Source organism: Prevotella amnii CRIS 21A-A, assembly GCF_000177355.1.
Taxonomy (GTDB): Bacteria; Bacteroidota; Bacteroidia; order Bacteroidales; family Bacteroidaceae; genus Prevotella; species Prevotella amnii.
In genome coordinates this window covers 1-22,993 of the sequence record NZ_ADFQ01000085.1, presented here as the reverse complement: position 1 = coordinate 22,993, position 22,993 = coordinate 1, and the positions used below count along the sequence as shown (strand labels likewise).

The following is a 22,993-nucleotide window of genomic DNA, read 5'->3' as shown; positions in this document are numbered from 1 at the left end:
AACAAAACAGAATATTAATATAGACAACTAATAAAAAGATAAATATGTCAGATCCAAACCAAAAAACAACACTTAGAGATTCTGCTGGAATCCGTTGGACAGCACTTCTTCTTTTAGCACTTGCTATGTTTTGTGCTTATATTTTTGTAGACATCTTGTCGCCTATAAAAGACTTAATGGAGAGCCAGCGCGGCTGGAGTTCTAAAGCATTTGGAACTATGCAGGGGTCAGAAACTTTTCTTAATGTTTTTGTGTTTTTCCTTATTTTTGCAGGTATTATACTTGATAAGATGGGGGTACGTTTCACTGCATTGCTTTCAGGCTTGGTAATGCTTTGTGGTGCATGTATAAAATATTATGCTATAAGTGAAGGGTTTAAAGGTAGCGGCTTAGACCACTGGTTTACAGCTAATCTTAACTATATACCTGTTTTCGACCAACTTGGAGTGTCGCCTTTTTATGAAGGAATGCCCGCATCGGCAAAGGTTTCTTCTATAGGTTTTATGCTTTTCGGTTGTGGAACAGAGATGGCAGGTATTACTGTTTCACGAGGTATAGTGAAATGGTTTAAAGGTAGAGAAATGGCTTTAGCCATGGGTTCAGAAATGGCATTGGCTCGTTTAGGTGTTGCTACTTGTATGATCTTTTCTCCTTTCTTTGCAAAGTTTGGCGGAAACATTGATGTATCTCGTTCGGTAGCCTTTGGTGTAGTGCTTATTTGCATTGCTTTGATGATGTTTGTTGTTTACTTCTTTATGGATAAGAAGCTCGATAGTCAGACTGGTGAGGCAGAAGAACAAGACGATCCCTTTAAGCTCAGCGATCTTGGTAAGATATTAAGCTCTATGGGCTTTTGGTTAGTATCATTACTTTGTGTGCTTTACTATTCTGCTATCTTCCCATTCCAGAAGTATGCTGTAAATATGCTTCAGTGTAATCTTACTTTTAAGCCAGTGCCAGCAGACTCGTTTTGGGCTTCCAGTACGGTAACCTTTGTGCAATATGGCTTGATGTTAGTTATTGCTGCTACAGCTTTTATGTTCAATTTTATGAAAAATAAGAGTGTGAAGTATGGTGTTCTTTGTCTTTCTGTATGCTCTTTAGTGGCATATTGCTATATGGGGTATATGCGACAGTCTGCAGAAACAATATTTGCCGTGTTCCCATTGTTAGCAGTTGGTATAACTCCTATACTTGGTAGCTATGTAGACCATAAGGGTAAGGCTGCCTCTATGCTTGTGTTAGGCTCTATATTGTTAATAGCTTGTCATCTTACATTTGCTTTTGTGCTTCCTATGTTTAGGGGTAATGATGTAGGTGGAGTTATAGTAGCTTATCTGACAATACTTGTTCTTGGAGCTTCTTTCTCACTTGTACCTGCTTCTTTATGGCCATCTGTTCCTAAACTGGTAGATGCTAAGATTATAGGTTCGGCATATGCTTTAATCTTTTGGATACAGAACATAGGCTTATGGTTAATACCTTTGCTCATAGGTAATGTTCTCGATGCTACTAACGTGGGTATTACAGATCCTACAAAGCTCAATTATACTTCTCCTTTACTTATGTTAGCCGGGCTTGGAGTAGCAGCTTTGGTTATTGGATTGTTCTTAAAAGTGGTAGACAAGAAGAAGCATTTAGGTCTTGAAGATCCAAATATAAAAGCGTAAGCGCGCTTTTAAGTGTATAAAAAGTTAAGGGTATTTCCTTTGAGAGGAGATACCCTTTTAATGCTTTAAAAAGGCATTAGTATAACAGAAAGATTGCTTTTTAGCTGTTATTATGCTTGATATTAATATATAAATAAATATTGAAAACTTTGGACATCTAACTATTAATTGTTACATTTGCATATATAAGTTGGGACGGCAGATGATGGTCTTTAGGCTTATATTTACAAGCATTTATTATATAAAGAGATACTTCTAAAAACATAAAACGTATGCAAAACATATTTCGAGGATTAGGTATAGCTCTTATTACACCTTTTAAGAAAGATGGAAGTGTGGATTATAAAGCCTTAAAAAGTTTAGTCGATTACCAGATATGTAACGGAGCCGACTTTATAGTTATCCTTGCAACAACAGGTGAAACGCCATGCTTGGAAAAGGGTGAGAAAGACGAAATTACTAAAACGGTCATAGACGTAGTAAAAGGGCGTGTACCTATATTGAAATATTGTGGAGGAAACAATACCGCAGCAGTTGTGCGTGAAATAAAAGAGTCTGATTGGTCAGGTATAGATGGTATATTAAGTATTTGTCCTTATTATAATAAGCCGAGTCAGGAAGGACTGTATGAACATTTTAAAGCAATAGCCAATGCAAGCAAATTGCCCATAGTGCTTTATAATGTACCGGGAAGAACAGGCGTTAATATGACGGCAGAAACAACTATAAGGATAGCTAATAGCTTCTCTAATGTGGTAGCTATCAAGGAGGCTTCAGGTAGCTTAGAGCAAGTAGATGAAATTATAAAATATAAGCCAGATAACTTTGAAGTTCTCAGTGGTGATGATGCTCTTACTTTCCCTATGATAGTGAGCGGAGCAGTAGGGGTTATATCTGTTATAGGTAATGCTTTGCCTAAGGAGTTTTCGCGTATGATACGTTTAGAGCTTAATGGTGAGTTTGAGGCGGCTCGTGCAATACATCATAAGTTTACCGAGCTTTATAAGCTACTTTTTGTAGATGGAAATCCTGCTGGTTGTAAAGCTTTGTTAAACGATATGGGAATGATAGAGAATATACTTCGTTTACCATTAGTACCTACTCGTATAGAGACAAAGCAAAAGATGAATGACATCTTAAAGGGGCTGAGGCTATAAGTAATGTAAGAGCAATATTGTGTTTATGGGTGATAAAAAGCGATAAAAAGGCTAACCCTTTGAAATATATTTAATACCTTTGTAAGCTGTTAAAACAGAAATCTAACTAAAAGTATTCTGCGGGGCATTGTATATATAGCCTCAAAAGTGGAGTTTTTTATTGGATAGGGATATGTTTTTGTATATACTTTCTTTGTTTAATACATAAGAAAGAAGGGAAGATGTGCCTATAAGTCAATAAGAAAAACCATTTTAAGTTATCTCCCTGCGTTTAGTTATGAATAAAGCTTAATTTATAAAAGGTCTTATAATATAATATTTAGTTTTCTTATAATAAAAATATAATGGATAACCGTTTTCAGTTTTTTGATGTTATAAAAGGAATAGCTATTTTAGGTGTAGTCTTATTTCATATAGGTTTGCTTAATTATGGTTACTTAGGAGTGGATGTGTTTTTAGTTATTAGCGGCTATTTAACAACTATAAGTCTTCTAAAATATAAGTCAATGAATGGGTCGAACTATTCTAATTTTATAAAGAGAAGGATAACAAGACTTGCCCCTATGTCATTAATAGCAATAGCCATATCATTATTTATTTGCTATTTTGTTATGGTACCTGCCGACTTTAAGCTATGTAGTGAAATGGTTGTAGGTAGTAGTATCTTTATGGGTAATGTAGTGCAATATATTACAAGTAGAGATTATTGGGACTCAATAAATGATTTTAAGCCATTAATGCACCTTTGGTATGTTGGATTAATCTTCCAGTTTTATATTTTATTTCCTATAATATTTATAGTTAAAAATAGTAAAAATCGGGGGGGGCGAATGCTGGAGTTATTTCTTTGGATAATATTTATAGCCTCTATAGCTTTTTATCTTATACCTATAGGAGAAGATGAGATAGATACTTCTGTAAAATTTTATTTATTACCAGCAAGGTTATTTGAGTTTGTAGCAGGGAGCATAGTGGCTTTTAATTATAGAAAGGAAAAGGCTTGTAATAGCTTAACAAAATATGTTTTATTTATATTAATAGCATTAATATTAATAATATCGATTAATTTTGAAATAGATGCAAAGAAAATACGCCTTATAATAGCAGTGGCCTTAACTACAGGTTTATTGATATTAAAGGAAAGAGATAAAAGGTTATTAGAAAGCTATAAGCTGCCAGCAATAGCAAAATTAGGAGTTGCCAGTTATAGTATATATATTTTTCATCAAGTTATTATAGCATTATATAGATATATAGTAAATTACGATTTTAGCATAACAGAATATTTAGGACTATTCTTTATGTCCATTATAATAGGATTGATATGTTATAAGTATATAGAGAAGCCATTATCTGACATTGCGCGTACTAAAAAAGGAAGTAATTATATCATCATTTTTTCTATAGTGTTAGCAATAATGTTGATAGCAGTAGGAGCTTATGTGTATAATAAGAAAGGTGTGATGAGGGACGTTCCTCAGCTTAACATATATAAAAATGATCCTTCAAGCTGGGAGCAACAAGGATATAACGAACGTATAAATAAGTTTAATAAAGATTTCCCAGCTAATGGTAGGAAAAATATTTTAGTTTTTGGCGATTCTTATGGACGCGATTGGATTAATATAATGTTAGAAAGCAATATAGATACCACAAAATATAATATATCTTATCATGGAATAGATGTAGATAGTAGTGCTATAGCAAGAGCTAAAAAGGCTAATGTTATTTTTGTAGCAAACTCTAATGAGCTAAAAGTGTTTTATTATATGTTACCATATTTTTACGATAAAAAGTTTTGGCGCGTTGGTTATAAAAAGTATTATTCGTCTATTGGTCCAATGTATAATAATATCTTTAGAGATAAAAACTATTATAAGAGGCATGTTGTAGAGCCTGAAAGAAGTAGGGAAATAAATGATATAGAAAGAAAATTATATAGAAGTAGATATATAGATATGATGGGTGTGTTAAAAAACAAAGATGGCGAAATAACCGTATTTACACCAAATCATAAGTTTATATCCCACGATGGCTTACATCTTACAAAAGAAGGTGCCAAATATTATGCAAAAAAGCTTAATGTTAAGAAATATTTGTGAGAAGATTAGTAAAAAGATAATATAAAAAACGGTTTAATAAAATGAAAGTGCAAGTACCCCCCCCCAGTTCTGTTACAGATAGTTATGTAAAACATGAGAGAAGTTCTAATTTGGAACTATATAGGATAATAGTGATGTTGCTTATAGTGATGCATCATTATGTTGTAAATTCCGATTTAGTACATGTTATGGAGCAGTATCCAACAGCTATAAAAAGTATATATTTATATATCACCGGAGCATGGGGCAAAACAGGTATAAACTGTTTCGTACTTATAACAGGCTATTTTATGTGTAAATCGCATATAACGTTACATAAGTTTTTAAAGCTAATACTGCAAATGGAGTTTTATAGTATTATAATAGGAAGTATCTTTCTAATTACAGGATATTCTACTTTTTCTTTGCAAGGATTAATAGATATGGTAAACCCTATCGGTGGTATAAGTAGGAATTTTTCTGCTTGCTTTATAATATTTTTTCTTTTCATTCCTTTTCTTAATGCATGCATTAATAATATAAGCCAGCGACAACATTTAGCTTTATTATCATTATGTGTTTTTACATATACTATCTTAGGAACAGTGCCTTTTATAAATGTGGAGTTCAACTATATTACGTGGTTTTCAGTATTATATGTTATAGCTTCATATATACGAAAATATAAAATACCGTATAACGATAATTTTAGGGTATGGGCTATAGCAACAATGGCTTTCATAGTGATTTCTGTTGTGAGCATGTTTTTTATTCTTTATTTATATAGCACATTGGGTAAGTCTGCAACTATGGGGTTTGTAATTTTCTTTGTTTCTGAAACTAATAAGGCTTTAGCTCTTGCAGTAAGTATATGTTCCTTTATGATGTTTAAAAATTTACCATTAAAACATAGTCGTGTCATAAACACTATAGCTTCTTGTACGTTTGGTGTGTTGCTAATACACGCTGCTTCTCGTGATATGCGTCGTTGGCTATGGCATGATGTATGTAATAATGTAGGAATGTATTATCAAAGCGGCATTTATATTCATGCTATAGTAATACCTATTATAGTGTTTTGTTCTTGTGCTTTAATAGATTATATCAGACAAAAGACAATAGAGAAAGCTTTGATTAATATTGTTTTTAATATAATATCACATAACAAGATATTGACAAAATATTTAAAAATAAATGGATGAAAAATTGATTACAGTAACATCACCACTATTACCAAAACTTGAAGATTTTAATCTTATGCTTAAAGATATTTGGGATAGTAAGTGGATAACTAATAACGGCTTGTTTCATCAACGTTTAGAGGACGCTTTATGCGAATATCTGAAAGTGCCTTATATTAGCTTGTTTACCAATGGTACGTTGCCGCTTATTACAGCTTTACAAGCATTGCATATTACAGGCGAGGTAATTACCACTCCTTATAGCTTTGTAGCCACTACCCATGCTTTATGGTGGAATGGTATTAAGCCGGTGTTTGTAGATATAGACCCACATACAGGCAACATTGATCCTAATAAGATAGAAGCTGCCATTACCCCACGTACTACAGCCATATTACCAGTGCATGTTTATGGAAAGCCTTGCGATGTAGAAGCCATTCAGAGTATAGCCGACAAGTATGGCTTAAAAGTGATTTACGATGCTGCACATGCCTTTGGTGTAGAGGTGAATGGTGAGAGTCTTATAAATGCAGGAGATGTTGCAACGCTCAGCTTTCATGCCACAAAAGTATATAATACTATAGAGGGAGGAGCTATGGTAATGCATGACGCCAAGCTGAAAAAACGCATTGATTATCTAAAGAATTTTGGTTTTGCAGGCGAAACGGAGGTTGTGGCTCCGGGCATTAATAGTAAGATGGACGAGATGCGCTCTGCTTATGGCTTGCTTAATCTGCAACAGGTAGATGCAGCCATTGCTGCTCGTAGAGAGGTAGCAGTAGCTTATCGCGAAGCGTTAAGAGACGTAGCAGGAATAACATTTTGGGACGATATGCCAAAGGTGAAGCACAACTATTCTTATTTCCCCATTTTTATAGATGCTGCGCTGTATGGTATGACTCGAGATGAGCTATACCTTAAACTAAAGCAACATAATATCCTTGCCCGTCGCTACTTTTATCCGCTAATAAGCAGTTTTTCTACCTATCGAGGTTTAGAGAGTGCCTCTGCAGACAACTTACCAATAGCTACTCATCTTGCAAACACTGTTATATGTTTGCCTATGCATCATGCATTATCACAAGAAGATGTACAAAGGGTTATAGAAGTAGTAAAAAGATAAATGTAGTATAAGAATTATTTAAGATATAGCTATAAAAAAAAGGAATGAAACAAAAAAGACTGATGCTGTTGGGTGGATTAAGCTACCTGCTCCCTGTTATAAGAGAAGCTCATAATATGGGTATATATGTTATTACAGCCGATTATTTACCCAATAATATCGCTCATAAATATTCTGATGAATATTGTAATGTTAGTATTATAGATAAAGAAGAAGTACTGAAGAAGGCTCAAAGTTTGCAAATAGATGGTATTATGTCGTTTGCAGTAGATCCTGGTGTTGTTTCAGCAGCGTATGTTGCAGAGAAAATGCAATTACCTTTTCAGTGTTCATATAAGGCTGCTACTATTTTACAAAATAAGCATTTGTTTCGTCAGTTTCTTGCAGAAAATGGTTTTAATAGTCCTAAAGCAAAAGGATATAACAATGTCAATGAAGCCTTAGAAGACGTTGACTTTTTCTCTTGGCCTGTTATTGTAAAACCTGTAGATTCTGCAGGAAGCAAAGGAGTAAGCAAGGTTGAAAGGAAAGAGGATTTATCTGAAGCTATATCTTATGCCCTATCAGAAGCACATAATGGTTATTTTATAATAGAAGAATTTTTAGAAAAGGAGGGCAATTCTTCTGGGATAGAGGCTTATATACAAGGAGAACAAGTCCTTTGTAATGATTTATATGATCAGCTTTTTGATGATAATGCAGTTAATCCGTTTACACCATCTGCAGAAATATGGCCTTCCTCTATGCCCTTAAATTATCAATGTGAGATAAAAGAAGAATTAAAAAGATTATTTATATTGCTTAATGTCCGTACAGGTATATTTAACGTTGAATGTCGTGTAAGTACAAATGGTAAGGCTTATCTTATGGAAGTTTCTCCACGAGGTGGGGGAAACCGTATAGCAGAGTTGCAAGATATGGCTACAGGACAGTCTTTAATATCTGCTGAAATTTGTAAAGCAGTATCTTTGCCTTTACCAAAAATAGAATCTCCTTCTTATAAAGGTGCGTGGTGTAATTATGTTTTACATTCTTCTAAACCAGGTATTTTAGGTTCAATAGATTTTGATAAAGATTTCTTGCATAAATATGTTAAAGACGTTTCTTTAACAGTAAAACAAGGAGATGCTATTTCTACATTTACAGGTGCAAACACATCTCTTGGAACAGTCTTCTTATATGCTGAAAGCAGACCAGAGCTTGATGAGGTGTTAAGGAGGATAAATGATTATATACATATAAATATCTTATAAAATAATTGTATGAAAAAAGATATAGGAAGTATTTTTCCTTTAACTGCTACAGACTTATCTTCATCTAAAGATGATGTAAATATTTTCAAGGAAACTATATATAATCGTATATACTTCTCTCTTTGTAGAGAGGCTATATATGCTGTTGCAAAGAAATATGAAAAATCAAAAAGAGTAGTTCTTATACCAGCCTATACTTGTCAGACAGTAATAGAGCCTTTTGAACAACAAGGTTGGACTTATTATTTTTATGATATAAAGAAAAACTTACGCATAGATGCACATAATTTGCTAAGTCTTGCAAATATATATCACCCAACAATGATAGTAGTACATCCATATTATGGTATGGAACTAAATTTGGACGAACTTAAAGTTTTATATAAAATAAAGCAAAGCGGTTGTATATTATTGGAGGATCTTACTCAATGCATTTATACGGATAAAAGACCAGACATATTTGATTATTTTGTAGGAAGTAGTCGTAAATGGTTAAAAATACCAGATGGAGCTTTTTTAGAGTCAACATTGCCGAATGAAAGTATAGAACAGCCAATGATAGAAAACGCTTCTTTTATTCAAAAACAAATAGATGCAATGTATTTAAGAGGAAAATATTTTGAGTTAGGCGATGAAGAAATAAAGTCGATATCTATTAGAATTAGTAAAGAAGCTGCTGCTGCTGCAAATAATATTAAGTGTCATAAAATGGCAAACTTTTCTAAAAATATTTTGGCTAAAGGTGATATATCAAAATATGTGGAAAAAAGGTTTAGTAATTATAAATATCTTTTTAAACATATAAATGCATGTGTGGGGGGGATAGAATTAGCTTGTAGTTGTTTAGAAGAGGTTACAACTGCACCATTATATTTCCCTTTTTATGCTGAAGATAGAGCAAATTTGCAAAAAGCTTTAGCAAAAGAGCATATTTATGCTCCTGTTTTATGGCCAGTAAACACAGATAAGGTATTAATAAACGAAAATATAAAATATATTTATTCTCATATTCTTGCTATACCTATAGATCAAAGATATAATTTAGATGATATGTGTAAGATTTCAGATATAATTAATTCGGTATATGAAAAATAGAATTTACTTGAGAGCATTAGAAGAAGATGATTATATAACATCGGTAAGTTGGCGTAATGATAATAGTATAACAAGTCTATTGGGGGGGGGTAAATACTTCGTTTCCAAGCAGATAGAGCGTTCGTGGGTGCAGAAAGCTATAAATGATAATCTGAATATACGATTAGCTATTTGTACTATAGAAAGTAATTTATATATAGGAAATATTTATCTAACAGAGATAGATTATATAAATCGTAAGGCTAACACGCAAATACTTATAGGAAATCATAAGTTTTGGAATTGTGGGTATGGTACAGAAGCTATGCTTTTATTATTGGATTATGCATTTAATCATAAAAATTTACATAAGGTTCAAGCTATAGTTTTAAAGGATAATATAGCATCTTTAAAGATGCATAAAAAGCTTGGATATATTGAAGAAGGCTTACTTAGAGAGAATATATATAAGGATGGAAAGTATAAAGATCAGGTAATACTTTCACTTTTAAAGTCAGAATATAAGGAAATTTGTTTAAGTAAAAAGTCATATTAGAAGAGTTTGTTTGTTATAAATAGAATTGATATTGTGTTGTATGAATAAATATATGTTATTACCAAATGGGGTGAAAATGCCGATGATAGGGTTTGGCACATATCCAATGCTAAATGAAGATTTATATAAAATACTACCTATTGCCTATTCTTTAGGTTTTAATCGATTTGATACAGCATGGTATTATAAAAATGAGTCTGTATTAGGTTCTTTTATAGAGGATAATAATATAGATAGGAAGAATATATTTATAACAAGTAAGGTGAATTTTTATGACATATATAATGTTGTTGATGAGAAAGTTGTAAAAAAATCATCTTTAATAGATGAATATTATAAGTCATGTTCAAAGTTAAAAACTAATTATGTTGATTTGTTGCTTATACATTGGCCATGGTTTAATAGTTGTGAAATGTGGGAAGAAATGGAGTTACTTTATAAAGAAAAAAAAGTACGTGCTATTGGTGTTAGTTCTTTTGAGCCATCACATTTGGATGAACTTATTTGTAAGTCTGAAATTTCGCCCATGGTAAATCAGTTTGAGATAAGTCCTTATAATACAAGAAAGTATTTAATAGATTATTGTAATAAAAAAAAGATAGTAAGTGAAGCTTTTTCTCTTTTTAATGTAGGAAAAAGTTATAAAGGAGTTCCTCCGATTATGTATGATAGAGTTTTACAAACTATTGCAAAAAAGAAAGGAGTAACAGTTGCACAGATTGTTATAAAATGGGCTATTAATCAAGGATTGTGTATGTCCATACGCTCAATAAATAGAAAACATTTATTAGAAGATTTGAAATGTTACGGGATAATCATAGGTAGTGAAGATATGAAATATATAGACTCCCTTAACCAAGATAAATTTGTTTATGCAAATAAACAAAAATTAGACATTTCTTATATTAAACAATTTAATAAAAAAAGTATATTATGATTAGTCAATTATTAAACAAAATACGTGTATTTTTGCAATATATGTATACAGATGGGCACATTACAAAATTAACATTATCACAAATAAATTATCCTAAAATTCTTGAAGATAAAAAGATTATTATTACGGGAGGAAGCGATGGAATTGGGCTTTGTATGGCAAAAAAATGTATAGAATGCGGCGCAAAAGTAGTAATAACAGGTAGAAGTATAGATAAATTGAAAAAAGCTTCTTTATTTATAGGAAGTGAAAATTTATTTACTTATCAATGGGATGTACTTGATTTTGATAAAGAAGAAAGTTCTATTTTAGAATGTGCTAATATGTTAGGAGGAATAGATGCTTTGGTAAATAATGCGGCTTTTGTGAAATTCAATTCTAATCCAGCCGATGATTACGACATGATGTTAGATACAAATTTAAAATCAGTTTATTTTATTTGTAAGAAATTTATAGAAATAATAGAGAGATTGAATGGTTTCGGGGGGGGCAAAGTTTTAAATATATCATCGGTAAATAGTTTTGAAGCAGGGGATCACCCTTATTTTTTAGCAAAGGCAGCATTGAATACATTGACAAGAGGTTTAGCTAAATATAATATTAATAAAAATATTATAGTGAATGGTATAGCTCCAGGGATTTGTAATGCGTCTGTAAATAAAGTTGATATTGAAAAGAATGCATATGAGGGAAGTCATAAAAATCATAGAATAACTATACCAGAAGAAGTAGCAGAACTTGCAGTGTTTTTATTAAGTGATGCTGCTAATGGAATTGTTGGGCAAATTATAGGTGTAGATGGTGGACGTTCTTGTAATTAATATTTTAGTTTGTTAGTTTTAATGTATAGTTTTTAAATAATATTATAAAGTGTAATGGATAAAACAAAAAAAGAAGATTTATTGGGCGCAGGATACGCTTTAAATCGAATAAAGGAATATGTGGGGACTATGAATGCTGAAAATCTTCAGGAGATTTATAACAAAGATTATAGAGAGTGGGCACATTCAAAAGGTTTTTGGGTTCGTAATGCTTGTTATTATAACTTAGATGAAAATAATCTTAATGATTATCTTTCTGATTATGATTATCAACTGGTGTGGCCTTTAAATGATTGGGAAAGAATATGGATAAATGATAAATTAACTTTAAAGCTCATTTTAGAGGGAACAAAATTTAATAATATTATGCCAAAATATTATTATTATTCTACACCGAAAGGATTATGTGAATTGGTTGATAATAATAATATAGGAAATAGTGATAGTGCTTTTTTAATGTCTTTACAGAGTCATAGGGTTATGGCTTGTAAACCCAATAACGGTTCTTTTGCCCAAGGATTTTATAAACTATCTTTTTTTAAGGGTAATTATTTTATTAATGATGATATTGTTTCTGAGAAAGATATAATTTCTTTTGTGCGGAATCATCCAAATTACATATATACAGAATACCTTATACCTTCTAACTTCTTCAGTAAATTTAGCCCACTTATTCACACGATTCGTATAAATGTGTTAAATATACATGGAGATGATCCTGTAGTTGTAGGAGAATGGGTTAGAATACCTACAAAACAAACAACTATAGTAAATAATGCTTCTCTAGAAACATCTGATAAATATAATTTAATTACTAAAATTAATGTAAAAAAGGGAGATTTAGAGAAATCTTATTTAGCTTATGCCGATAGGATTGTAGAAACAAAAAAACATCCAGACACAGGACTTGATTTATCTGGGCATATAGAAGATCATGAAGCAATAATAGATTTTATCTTATCTTTTTGTCGTAAATATAATACATTAGAATGGATGGGATTTGATATAGGAGTTACTCCAAATGGATTTAAATGTATGGAAATAAACTCTCATCCAGGAATAATGTATGATCAAATGTTTACTCCATGGATGAAAGATCCAATGCTTAAAGATTATTTTGTAAAAAAAATAAAAAAAATCAATAACTTAACGTTGGAAGAGAAAAGGAGAAGAAATAAAATACAGAGGTAAGAGCATACTATTTATATTCTAAGAAATTAGGTTCCCCTTTAGGAATATATATATAAGTATAGTAGGAGCAAGTCTAGGGCAAAGTAAATCAATGGTGTGTAAAAGCATCACAATATAAAAAAGGATATGTCAGATAATTTACGTCAGAAGACAAAAAACGGATTAATATGGAGTACGGTAGAACGTTTCTCTAATCAGAGTGTAGGTTTTGTGTTTTCTATTATTCTTGCGCGTTTGCTTTGCCCCAGTGATTATGGTATAGTAGCTATGATTACTATATTTTTTGCAGTGGCTCAAGCATTTGTAGATAGTGGCTTTGCAAATGCACTTATACGAAAAAGCAATAGAACAGAAAAAGATCTTTCTACTTGTTTTTATTTTAATATAGTAGTAGGGCTTTTTGCATATATAGTGTTTTTTATCGCAGCACCATGGATAGCTAATTTTTATAATCAGCCTATACTGACTATGATTATAAGATTAGAATCTGTTACTATGTTTTTAAACTCATTATGTATAGTACAGCAAGCATTGCTTACTATCCAGATCAACTTTAAGACACAGGCTAAAATATCTCTTGCATCAACGATAATGTCTGGTATTATAGGTGTAATATTGGCATACAATGGGTTTGGCGTTTGGGCTTTAGTATGGCAGGGTATAAGTAATGCTTTAGTTAGAATGATTTTGTTATGGAAGTTTTCTATGTGGCGACCACGATATGGGTTTTCTAAAGAATCGTTTCATTATCTTTTTGGTTATGGTTCAAAGCTATTAGCTTCAGGATTATTAGATACTACATATAATAATATTTATCCTATTATTATTGGTAAGCTGTTTACTCCTGCAGACTTGGGATATTTCTCAAGAGCTCAAGGTTTAGCAACATTGCCTTCTTCTAATCTGACAAGTGTGTTGCAGCGTGTTACTTTTCCAGTGTTGAGCGAAATACAAGATGATATGGAAAGGCTTGAAACTAACTATCGAAAGCTTTTAAAGATGTCAGCATTTATTATTTTCCCGTTGATGATGTTGTTAGCTGCCATTGCCAGACCATTAGTAGATATTTTATTAACAGATAAATGGGATAATTGTGTTATATATCTACAAATATTATGTGTTGCGCTGATGTGGCATCCTATACATGCTATTAATCTTAATTTGCTGCAAGTAAAAGGCAGGTCTGACCTGTTTTTACGGTTAGAAATAATAAAAAAGATATTAGGTGTAATTATTATTTTAATAACATTCTCTATGGGCCTAAAAGCTATGTGCATAGGGTTGGCAATCAACTCAATAATAGCACTAACTATAAACACTTTTTATACTGGTAAACTTATTTCTATAGGATTTATAAGGCAAGTAAAAGATTTGTTACCTATCATTTTAAGCTCTATATTATTATTGATAGTATCAAGTGGTTGTGTCTATTTTATAGAAAATGTGATATTACAAATAATAGTAGGAACAGTTATTGGAATAGGCTGTTATGTAGGTGTCGCAATACTATTTAGATATAATGAGATAGAATATATAAAACAATTTATAATAGCAAAATAATGAGAATATTACATTGTATAGTAGATGATAAATTCATAGATGAAGAAATAAATATTTTTGAAGATACTAAAGGTAAACACTATATGGAGTATATCTTTATAGCTGAAAATAAAAATAATCACTTTACTTATATTAAGAATAAGGAGCTTATACGTGTTATACCTATGGGAGAAAGTGTAGAATATATTAATAAAGGTGATTTTGATTTAGTTATATTACACAGTCTTAACTCTATACCTATAGACTATATCTCTAAAATAAAAAACAATGTAAAAATATTATGGAAAGCTTGGGGTTTTGATTTATATAGGTACCCTAATGAGATTAGACCATTTATACGACTAAAGAGATTGAAATCTCTAACAAAAAAGTATTGGAATAAAAACTACAAGAAGCAAAGAATTATAAATCTGAAGGTTTTTATTTATGATTTAATATATAATAAGAGGATAAAACAGTCAATAGAGCGTATAGATTATTTTTCTGGTTGCCTACCTATAGAATATAAGCTTATAAAAGATAGTGTACCATATTTTAAAGCTAAACATTTACCATTTGCTTATTTTGATAGAAAAGATCCATTTACTGATGAGCACATAGATCATTATCCACAATTAGATTCTTATATACTTGTTGGGAATGCGGCAGGAGTACCAAATAATCACCTTGATATATTAGCAAAATTAAAATGTAACACTACAGCGGAACGTAAAATAGTGTTACCTCTAAATTATGGGGGTGATGGAAAGTATATAGACTATGTGATAAATGACGCTAAGAGCTATTGGGGAGATAATAATATAGTTGCACTTAGAGATTTTATGCCAAAAACAGAGTATTTTAAGCTATTAGAAAAATGTGGATATGCTATATTTGGACATGAGCAGCAGGCTGCGTTAGATAATATATATAAAATGCTGTGGCAGGGAAGTAAGGTTTTTCTATCAGAAACATCAGTGAACTTTAAATATTTTAAATCGATAGGAATGATAGTTTTCTCTATTCAAAGCGATTTGACATTAAAATCCATTAATAGGTCTTTATCTATGGAGGAGAAAAAGAATAATAGAGAAGTGATATTAAAACATTCTTCTGTAAAAGATGCTCTAAATGAGATTTGTAATATATACACAACAGTAGAAAAAGACAAGGTATAACTAAAAGTAAAGAAGAAATGAATAAAAGTTATATTTCATATCTTATAGAGATAATAAGAAATAAGTTTTATGCAGAGCTGTTTCGCTCTAATTATTTCAGAAAATTACAGGAAAAGAATCTTAAAAAGGCTTTTTCTTTAAAGTATAGAGCATCACATAAGGATTCGTTAAACTGGGAAAATCCGCAAACGCTCGATGCTAAAATAATGTGGCTTGAAGCTTTGAGCGATACCTCTGTATGGTCTGACTTAGCAGATAAATATAAGGTTAGAGATTATATTATCCAAAAAGGATATGAAGAGATATTACCTAAGTGTTATGGTGTGTGGGACAGAGTGGAAGATATTGACTTTAATATTTTACCAAAGAAGTTTGTTATAAAATGTACACACGATTGTGGCTCTGCTATAATGATAAAGGATAAGGCAGCAGAAGATTTAGATAGCATAGCTAACTATCTAAAAACCAAGCTAATACCAATAGGGAGGGGTATGGTAGTAGAGCCACATTATAAAAAGATAAAGCCTCGAATTATAGTAGAGGAGCTGTTAGAGGACCAAGCAACACAAGGCTTATCGTCTTCGTTGGTAGATTATAAGGTGTGGTGCTTTAATGGTAAGCCTTATATAGTATTATTGTGTTATGATAGGAAGAAAAAAGAAAATGGACATTCTTCAGTAACCGTCGATTTATATACCAAAGACACATGGCAGCATAGGCGTGATTTGCTTACTGATAAAAGTGCAAAATATAAGGATATTCCTCGTCCCAAATGCTTAGAGAAGATGCTTGATATAGCAAAAGATTTGTCTGATGGTTTTCCACAAGTGAGAGTAGACTTTTATATAATAAACAATAAACCATATTTTGGAGAATTAACCTTTACATCTGCTGCAGCGTCACATTATTATTTTACGGAAGAAGCACAGAGAGAGTTTGCTAAAGCTATAGATCTAACAAACGTAAAACTAAAGTAATGATGAGCATATATAACATATTAATTAAGATAATTAGCTACGGTTATAACACTGTTGTTAATATTGTGTTTAAGATATATGTTAAGATAAAGTTTAATAATATTTGGCAACTTAAAGAGCATCTTAGGTTAAACTATCCTAAAACAGGGGGTAAAAGGCTACTTGCCATTTACGATACTACTTTTTCTAAATATGGTAGCTGGATAGGACATGAATGTGTTATGGATAGTATACCTTTCTTCCCTCATGGTTTTACAGGTGTTTTTATTTCAAATGGAGCTAAAATAGGCAAGAATTGTATAATATTTCAGCAAGTTACTATTGGTAGCAATACTATAAAAGGGCATCCTAAATTTGGTTCTCCTACAATAGGTAATAATGTGTATATAGGGGCAGGAGCAAAGATAATAGGTAATATTAAGATAGGAGATAATTGCAGGATAGGGGCTAATGCTGTTGTTGTTACAGATATTGAGCCTAATACAGTGGCTGTCCCTGAGACAAGGCTAATTATGAAGAAAAATATATTAGATAATAAATTTTATTCTAAGAGAAATAATAAGTGGTGCTATTACGATTTTAATAAAGAGAAGTTTGTTTCATGTTAATAAAAGATTAAAGTGAAATGGGTATATAATAAAAAATATTAGTTGATATTAGTAAAAATAATTAATTTTGTTTTATGAAGATGAGCCTTTTATATTAATGCTTCATTTTTTATTCTTCTTAGAGTTTTATATAAAATATCCCTTAGATGCATTGCTGCATATAAGGGATATTTTTTATATAGATAAAGAAAGTAAAAAGATAGGATACTTATTTAATATAAAAGATAAAAAAAGGCAATAAGCTACTATGAAAAAAAAAATACTTACCTTTGCTACTATCTATAAAACAACTAACAGATTGTAATGAGCATAAATAACAATTATAAAATAGCCGTTGCCGGGTCAGGTTATGTAGGACTAAGTATTGCTACTTTGCTTAGCCAACACAACGAAGTGGTTACTGTTGATATCATGGAAGAGAAGGTAAGAATGATAAACAATGGCATTTCACCTATTCAAGATGATTATATTGAAGATTATTTAAAAAACAAATCGCTCAATCTTAAAGCTACCACTAATGGGAAAGAAGCTTATAAAGACGCTCATTTTGTAATTATAGCAACACCTACTAATTATGATCCTGTACGCAACTATTTCGACACGCAACATGTGGAAGAAGTAATAAGACTTGTTACTGAGGTTAATCCACAAGCTATTATGATAATAAAATCTACTATTCCTGTGGGGTATACAGAGAGTGTTCGACAAAAATATAAAAGTGATAAAATTATTTTTGCACCAGAATTTCTACGCGAAAGTAAGGCTCTATATGACAATCTTTATCCTAGTAGGATTATTATTGGGCGTCCAGAAAATAATGAGGAATTAGATAAAAATGCTCATCTTTTTGCTCATCTTTTACAACAAGGTGCTATAAAAGAAAATATTCCTACCCTTTTTATGAATCTTACAGAGGCAGAGGCTGTAAAACTTTTTGCTAATACTTATTTAGCCTTACGTATAAGTTATTTTAACGAATTAGATACTTATGCAGAAGTAAAAGGATTAGATACAGCTAATATAATACAAGGGGTATGCTTAGATCCTCGTATAGGAGCATTTTATAATAACCCTTCATTCGGTTACGGTGGTTATTGCTTACCTAAAGATACAAAGCAGCTGTTAGCAAACTATGAAAATGTTCCAGAAAACTTAATACAAGCAATAGTAGAAAGTAATCGTACTCGCAAAGATTTTATTGCCAATCAGATATTACATACTGCAGGATATTATGACTACAATGATTGTGGTGATTATAATCCTAAAAGTGAAAAAGAATGTGTTATAGGGGTTTATCGACTTACAATGAAATCAAATAGCGATAATTTTAGGCAAAGTTCAATACAAGGTGTTATGAAACGCATAAAAGCTAAAGGAGCTCAAGTTATTATATATGAACCAACTCTAAAAGATAATACAACCTTTTTTGGTAGTAAGATAGTTAATAATCTTGATAAATTTAAACAGCTTTCACATGCTATTATAGCTAATCGTTATGATAGCTGTCTTGATGATATTAAAGAAAAAGTATATACAAGGGACATCTTTAAACGAGATTAATAATATTATTTACATTATAATAAAACATATAATAGGATAAACTATAACCTTACCTACTCTTATATCTCGCATTTATTTCTTATCTTTGTACTCTTTAATATTGTAGATAAGAAAAGCGGTTATTATGGCAAATTTTAAAAGGGTTATAGGGCAAATAGATGCTATACAACGATTAAAAGCACTTGTAAAGGAAAATCGTGTGCCGCATGCAATACTATTTTGCGGAGAAAAGGGGGTAGGCAAAATGGCGCTTGCTATGGATTTTGCTTGCTACCTTCTATCTGAAGGAATGCAAAAAAGCAATACAATATTAAATGCTGATGCACATATAGAAGCTATGCTTCGTAAGTGGGAACACCCTGACCTTCACTTTACTTATCCTACAATAAAAGATGCTTCTATGGGGGCTGAACATCAACCAATAAGTTCTGATTACATAAAAGAATGGCGAAATATGATTTTACAAGGCTCTTATTTTACTATACAGCAATGGATGGATCACATGAAAGCCACTAACCAACAGGCAATTATAACAGGTGCTGAGGCAGATGAACTGACACGTAAATTATCACTTAAATCGAGTCAAGGAGGATTTAAAGTATCTATTATATGGTTACCTGAACGCATGAACCAAACATCGGCTAATAAAATGCTAAAACTTTTAGAAGAGCCTCCTTCGGGTACTATCTTTCTTTTAGTAAGTGAAGAGCCAGACCAAATCCTTGAAACTATACGCAGCCGAACGCAACGTATTGATATTAAACGTATTGATGATGCTACTATAGAGCACTCTCTTATAGAACAACGCGGTATAGATAAAGATATGGCACGCCGTATAGCACACCTTGCTAATGGTAGCTGGCTTAAAGCTTTAGAAACTATAAATACAGATAATGAAAATAAAGAGTTTCTTAAACAGTTTCAAGTATTAATGCGCCTTGCATATCTACGTAACTTAAAAGAGCTAAAGACTTGGTCAGACAATATAAGTATGTACGGTAGAGAGAAACAACGCCGTATGTTATACTATTTCATGCAGCAAATACGAGAAAATTTTATGTATAATTTTTCTCAACCAGAGCTAATATATCTGACTATGGAAGAGGAGAATTTTGCAAAGAATTTTTCTCGCTTTATTAATGAAGCAAATATAATAGAAATAAATGAATTGTTAGAATTAGCATATAGGGATATTCATCAGAATGCAAATGCAAAAATAGTTTTTTACGATTTAGCATTAAAGATGATATTACTCATATTAAAGAAATAATAAATACATGTTTATAAGCATATATATATATTAAATAAGAAAGTTTTCAATGGACTATAATAATATGAAATTTAAGGTTTGGCATGGCTGCGCAAGAGGGCTTAGTAATGCTGGATGTGGGCGCCAAAACAAGCAGCTGAACACATATGACTGGTTAGCTGATGTCCCTGGCAATAGCTTTAGCACTGACCTTGTAGAAATACAATTTAAAAATACAAGAAAAGGATATTATCACAATATTAATCGATTAGATCTGAAGAAAGGAGATATTGTTGCTGTAGAGGCTAATCCTGGTCATGACATAGGAGTGGTTACTCTAACAGGTAGACTTGTAACGTTACAAATAAAGAAAAATTCTAACATCAAATCGCCCGAAGACATCAAACGCATATATCGTATAGCAAAAGATGTAGATATGGAAAAATATCACGAAGCAAAAAGTCGTGAGCATAATACAATGATAAAAAGTAGACAAATAGCAAAAAGCTTAGGTCTAAAAATGAAAATAGGTGATGTAGAATACCAAGGCGATGGAAATAAAGCTATTTTTTATTATATTGCTGATGAACGAGTAGATTTCAGACAGTTAATAAAAGACTTAGCAGCGACTTTTCATGTGAGAATAGAAATGAAGCAAATAGGTGCTCGTCAGGAAGCAGGACGTATTGGTGGCACTGGACCTTGTGGAAGAGAACTTTGTTGTGCTACATGGATGAAAAACTTTTCAAGCGTTTCTACCACTGCCGCACGCTTTCAAGATATATCTCCAAACCCCACCAAGTTAGCAGGTATGTGTGCTAAACTAAAATGTTGTCTTAACTATGAAGTAGATACTTATATGGAAGCTGCACGTAAACTACCAAGCAAAGAGGTTGTGTTACAGACAATGGAGGCTGACTTCTATCTTTTTAAGACAGATATTCTAAGTGGTCAATGTTCCTATTCTACAGATAAAAATTTCCCAGCTAATATAGAATCAATAAGTGCAGAGCGTGCTAAAGAAATTATAGAGCTAAATCGCCGTGGAGAAAAACCTCTTTCTTTACAAGAGAATAGTAAGGCAAAGCCTAAAAAACTTTCTGCCGATTTATTAGCGAATGCTGATATAAGCCGATTTGACAGAGCTAAGAAAAAAAGACGAATAAACAATTCTCAGCAAAGCTATAGTAAAGAGGAACAATTAAATAGTATTACTAAAAAGCAAGAAAATAGTAAGCAGCAACAAAGTACAGAACGACAAAATAAAAAACAGTCATATAATAATCGTCAGCGTCAAGGACAACGAAAGTATAATACCAATTCTTCAAAACAAGAAACTAAAAATGAAATTTAAGGGTTGTAACTTATTATGTTTTATAGCGTTTATAGCTTTTATTATAAACGCTATTTCATGTAATGACCCACGCATATACGATAAATATCAAAATGTTTCCTTACAAGGTTGGAATCGTAGAGATACTTTGACTTTTGATATTCCACGTCAATGGGAAGGTAGATATTTGCTTTTTCTAGGAATAAGAACGGCAAAAAACTTTCCCTATCGTAATCTTAGCGTCATAGTTAATGAGCAAATAATTTCTGTTAAAGGAAGAAAAAGAACTATTCGTTATAGTAATTGTAATATTATAAGGTGTAAGATTGTTAATAAAAAGGGGCAAATAATTGGTCATGAGAATATTAGTAACAATACTATCCGTTCATATATAAAGTCTTTTTATCTGAAACGTAATGATTCTATACATATTACTATTAATCACAATATGAATGAAGATGTACTACAGAGTGTTTCCAATATAGGAATAACACTTATAAAGCAATAAGAATATTTTATAAAAGATAAAAAGATTTAGATAATATGAAATTCTTCCAAAGTATAGATATATAAACAAAATATAAGGGAAATAGGGGTTGGATTTTTTAGTTTAAGAAAAAGAAATGAGATTAAATGACGTTATAAGTGCCATATTTCGTGGAGTAGGGCAAGTAATGTTCCAGAATAATATACTTTCAGGAATATTAATGTTAGTAGGTATAGGTTTTAACTCTATATTAATGTGTTTATTTGCATTATTGGGTACTATTATAAGTACATTAACAGCAATATTTCTTAATTATAATTCTAATAATATAAAAAATGGTCTTTATGGTTTTAATGGAACTCTTATTGGTATAGCTGTTCCATGTTTTATGTCTATTAATATTTGGTCTGTTTTGCTAATGATAATTGCTTCTATTGTTACAACTTTCATTGTATATGTTTTTGAAAAGCAAAAAAAGCTACCCACTCTTACAGCACCTTTTGTAATAATTACATGGTTAATGTTGCTTATAAGTTATGCTTTCCCTATTTTACAGCAATTTACAATAGAACAAAATATATCAAAAGAACCGTTTTTATTACTTCAAGCTTTGTCTTTAAATTTTGGTCAGATAATGCTTCAAGGTAAAAGTCTTTTTACAGGCTTACTATTTTTTCTTGCAATATTAGTAAATTCACGTAAAATGGCAATAGAATTTTTCTTAGCAGGTTTATTATCTTTAATAGTTTGTTGGCTTCCTTTTGTGGAAACTCATTCTATAAATAATGGTATGTATGGTTATAACGTTGTTTTAACTGTTTTAGCTATTGCTAATATTCTTAATACAAAGACTCATATATATATTAAGGTTTTAGTAGGATTTATATTATCTCTTGTAATTCAATTTGTAGGTTTAAAATTAGGTTTTATTACTCTTACAGCACCTTTTGTAATTTCAGTATGGATAGTTGCTTTATATAACACATTCTTTGATAGCAAAAAATAAAATTTATTTTTT

General features: G+C 31.4%; 20 protein-coding genes. All 20 read left to right on the top strand.

From position 1 onward, the window contains the following. Positions 1-44 precede the first annotated feature (44 nt). Positions 45-1,670 (top strand): MFS transporter, encoded by a 1,626-nt coding sequence (locus HMPREF9018_RS07555; protein ID WP_008450098.1) that lies wholly within the window; start codon positions 45-47, stop codon positions 1,668-1,670. A 272-nt stretch (positions 1,671-1,942) separates the two neighbouring features. Further along, on the top strand, positions 1,943-2,827 hold the full coding sequence (gene dapA, locus HMPREF9018_RS07550) for a 4-hydroxy-tetrahydrodipicolinate synthase (RefSeq protein ID WP_008450108.1): 885 nt from the start codon (positions 1,943-1,945) through the stop codon (positions 2,825-2,827). Positions 2,828-3,171: 344 nt separating this feature from the next. Then, positions 3,172-4,929 carry an acyltransferase family protein gene (locus tag HMPREF9018_RS07545; RefSeq protein WP_008450138.1) on the top strand — a complete coding sequence of 586 codons (1,758 nt, stop codon included), beginning with the start codon at positions 3,172-3,174 and terminating at the stop codon, positions 4,927-4,929. Positions 4,930-4,970: 41 nt separating this feature from the next. After that, positions 4,971-6,110, top strand: coding sequence for an acyltransferase family protein (locus HMPREF9018_RS07540; protein ID WP_008450117.1), 1,140 nt, complete (start codon positions 4,971-4,973; stop codon positions 6,108-6,110). Then, complete coding sequence (locus HMPREF9018_RS07535) at positions 6,103-7,212, top strand: DegT/DnrJ/EryC1/StrS family aminotransferase (protein ID WP_008450179.1); 1,110 nt, start codon at positions 6,103-6,105, stop codon at positions 7,210-7,212. Before HMPREF9018_RS07540 ends, HMPREF9018_RS07535 begins: the two co-directional genes overlap by 8 nt. Before the next feature lie 44 nt (positions 7,213-7,256). After that, a complete protein-coding gene (locus HMPREF9018_RS07530; protein WP_008450184.1) occupies positions 7,257-8,465 on the top strand; it encodes an ATP-grasp domain-containing protein in 1,209 nt (402 codons plus the stop codon). Between the two features lie 9 nt (positions 8,466-8,474). Further along, positions 8,475-9,560, top strand: a complete 1,086-nt coding sequence (locus tag HMPREF9018_RS07525) for a hypothetical protein (protein ID WP_008450121.1) — start codon at positions 8,475-8,477, stop codon at positions 9,558-9,560. Further along, a complete protein-coding gene (locus HMPREF9018_RS07520; RefSeq protein ID WP_008450063.1) occupies positions 9,550-10,095 on the top strand; it encodes a GNAT family N-acetyltransferase in 546 nt (181 codons plus the stop codon). The genes HMPREF9018_RS07525 and HMPREF9018_RS07520 overlap by 11 nt, the downstream gene beginning before the upstream one ends. 40 nt (positions 10,096-10,135) lie before the next feature. Next, the gene (locus HMPREF9018_RS07515; RefSeq protein WP_008450158.1) at positions 10,136-11,032 is read left to right on the top strand and encodes an aldo/keto reductase family protein; all 897 of its coding nucleotides are present in this window, start codon (positions 10,136-10,138) and stop codon (positions 11,030-11,032) included. Then, positions 11,029-11,853, top strand: a complete 825-nt coding sequence (locus HMPREF9018_RS07510; protein ID WP_008450165.1) for an SDR family NAD(P)-dependent oxidoreductase — start codon at positions 11,029-11,031, stop codon at positions 11,851-11,853. The genes HMPREF9018_RS07515 and HMPREF9018_RS07510 overlap by 4 nt, the downstream gene beginning before the upstream one ends. A gap of 54 nt (positions 11,854-11,907) precedes the next feature. Further along, entirely contained in the window at positions 11,908-13,044 is a 1,137-nt protein-coding gene (locus HMPREF9018_RS07505; protein ID WP_008450057.1) for a sugar-transfer associated ATP-grasp domain-containing protein, read from the top strand. A gap of 126 nt (positions 13,045-13,170) precedes the next feature. Continuing rightward, complete coding sequence (locus HMPREF9018_RS07500; RefSeq protein ID WP_008450065.1) at positions 13,171-14,604, top strand: lipopolysaccharide biosynthesis protein; 1,434 nt, start codon at positions 13,171-13,173, stop codon at positions 14,602-14,604. Beyond that, positions 14,604-15,761 carry a TDP-N-acetylfucosamine:lipid II N-acetylfucosaminyltransferase family protein gene (locus HMPREF9018_RS07495; protein WP_008450100.1) on the top strand — a complete coding sequence of 386 codons (1,158 nt, stop codon included), beginning with the start codon at positions 14,604-14,606 and terminating at the stop codon, positions 15,759-15,761. Before HMPREF9018_RS07500 ends, HMPREF9018_RS07495 begins: the two co-directional genes overlap by 1 nt. A gap of 17 nt (positions 15,762-15,778) precedes the next feature. Next, positions 15,779-16,738, top strand: a complete 960-nt coding sequence (locus HMPREF9018_RS07490) for an ATP-grasp fold amidoligase family protein (RefSeq protein WP_008450126.1) — start codon at positions 15,779-15,781, stop codon at positions 16,736-16,738. Then, entirely contained in the window at positions 16,738-17,346 is a 609-nt protein-coding gene (locus tag HMPREF9018_RS07485) for a serine acetyltransferase (RefSeq protein WP_008450083.1), read from the top strand. Before HMPREF9018_RS07490 ends, HMPREF9018_RS07485 begins: the two co-directional genes overlap by 1 nt. Before the next feature lie 303 nt (positions 17,347-17,649). Then, positions 17,650-18,906, top strand: a complete 1,257-nt coding sequence (locus tag HMPREF9018_RS07480; protein WP_008450169.1) for a nucleotide sugar dehydrogenase — start codon at positions 17,650-17,652, stop codon at positions 18,904-18,906. Positions 18,907-19,030: 124 nt separating this feature from the next. Further along, positions 19,031-20,176: a DNA polymerase III subunit gene (locus HMPREF9018_RS07475; protein ID WP_008450089.1), complete on the top strand. Its 1,146-nt coding sequence runs from the start codon at positions 19,031-19,033 to the stop codon at positions 20,174-20,176. A gap of 49 nt (positions 20,177-20,225) precedes the next feature. Continuing rightward, complete coding sequence (locus HMPREF9018_RS07470) at positions 20,226-21,509, top strand: PSP1 domain-containing protein (protein ID WP_008450103.1); 1,284 nt, start codon at positions 20,226-20,228, stop codon at positions 21,507-21,509. After that, a complete protein-coding gene (locus HMPREF9018_RS07465; protein WP_008450113.1) occupies positions 21,499-21,996 on the top strand; it encodes a gliding motility lipoprotein GldH in 498 nt (165 codons plus the stop codon). Before HMPREF9018_RS07470 ends, HMPREF9018_RS07465 begins: the two co-directional genes overlap by 11 nt. A 115-nt stretch (positions 21,997-22,111) precedes the next feature. Then, the gene (locus HMPREF9018_RS07460) at positions 22,112-22,981 is read left to right on the top strand and encodes an urea transporter (protein WP_008450199.1); all 870 of its coding nucleotides are present in this window, start codon (positions 22,112-22,114) and stop codon (positions 22,979-22,981) included. The last annotated feature ends 12 nt before the right edge of the window (positions 22,982-22,993 follow it).

What these genes read in the sequence shown, in the direction of transcription:
- HMPREF9018_RS07535 (WP_008450179.1), top strand. Translation starts at nt 6,103, where the DNA reads ATGGATGAAAAATTGATTACAGTAACATCACCACTATTACCAAAACTT.
- HMPREF9018_RS07520 (WP_008450063.1), top strand. Translation starts at nt 9,550, where the DNA reads ATGAAAAATAGAATTTACTTGAGAGCATTAGAAGAAGATGATTATATA.
- HMPREF9018_RS07510 (WP_008450165.1), top strand. Translation starts at nt 11,029, where the DNA reads ATGATTAGTCAATTATTAAACAAAATACGTGTATTTTTGCAATATATG.
- dapA (WP_008450108.1), top strand. Translation starts at nt 1,943, where the DNA reads ATGCAAAACATATTTCGAGGATTAGGTATAGCTCTTATTACACCTTTT.
- HMPREF9018_RS07480 (WP_008450169.1), top strand. Translation starts at nt 17,650, where the DNA reads ATGAGCATAAATAACAATTATAAAATAGCCGTTGCCGGGTCAGGTTAT.
- HMPREF9018_RS07475 (WP_008450089.1), top strand. Translation starts at nt 19,031, where the DNA reads ATGGCAAATTTTAAAAGGGTTATAGGGCAAATAGATGCTATACAACGA.
- HMPREF9018_RS07490 (WP_008450126.1), top strand. Translation starts at nt 15,779, where the DNA reads ATGAATAAAAGTTATATTTCATATCTTATAGAGATAATAAGAAATAAG.
- HMPREF9018_RS07540 (WP_008450117.1), top strand. Translation starts at nt 4,971, where the DNA reads ATGAAAGTGCAAGTACCCCCCCCCAGTTCTGTTACAGATAGTTATGTA.
- HMPREF9018_RS07470 (WP_008450103.1), top strand. Translation starts at nt 20,226, where the DNA reads ATGGACTATAATAATATGAAATTTAAGGTTTGGCATGGCTGCGCAAGA.
- HMPREF9018_RS07545 (WP_008450138.1), top strand. Translation starts at nt 3,172, where the DNA reads ATGGATAACCGTTTTCAGTTTTTTGATGTTATAAAAGGAATAGCTATT.
- HMPREF9018_RS07495 (WP_008450100.1), top strand. Translation starts at nt 14,604, where the DNA reads ATGAGAATATTACATTGTATAGTAGATGATAAATTCATAGATGAAGAA.
- HMPREF9018_RS07525 (WP_008450121.1), top strand. Translation starts at nt 8,475, where the DNA reads ATGAAAAAAGATATAGGAAGTATTTTTCCTTTAACTGCTACAGACTTA.
- HMPREF9018_RS07530 (WP_008450184.1), top strand. Translation starts at nt 7,257, where the DNA reads ATGAAACAAAAAAGACTGATGCTGTTGGGTGGATTAAGCTACCTGCTC.
- HMPREF9018_RS07505 (WP_008450057.1), top strand. Translation starts at nt 11,908, where the DNA reads ATGGATAAAACAAAAAAAGAAGATTTATTGGGCGCAGGATACGCTTTA.
- HMPREF9018_RS07460 (WP_008450199.1), top strand. Translation starts at nt 22,112, where the DNA reads ATGAGATTAAATGACGTTATAAGTGCCATATTTCGTGGAGTAGGGCAA.
- HMPREF9018_RS07485 (WP_008450083.1), top strand. Translation starts at nt 16,738, where the DNA reads ATGATGAGCATATATAACATATTAATTAAGATAATTAGCTACGGTTAT.
- HMPREF9018_RS07555 (WP_008450098.1), top strand. Translation starts at nt 45, where the DNA reads ATGTCAGATCCAAACCAAAAAACAACACTTAGAGATTCTGCTGGAATC.
- HMPREF9018_RS07500 (WP_008450065.1), top strand. Translation starts at nt 13,171, where the DNA reads ATGTCAGATAATTTACGTCAGAAGACAAAAAACGGATTAATATGGAGT.
- HMPREF9018_RS07465 (WP_008450113.1), top strand. Translation starts at nt 21,499, where the DNA reads ATGAAATTTAAGGGTTGTAACTTATTATGTTTTATAGCGTTTATAGCT.
- HMPREF9018_RS07515 (WP_008450158.1), top strand. Translation starts at nt 10,136, where the DNA reads ATGAATAAATATATGTTATTACCAAATGGGGTGAAAATGCCGATGATA.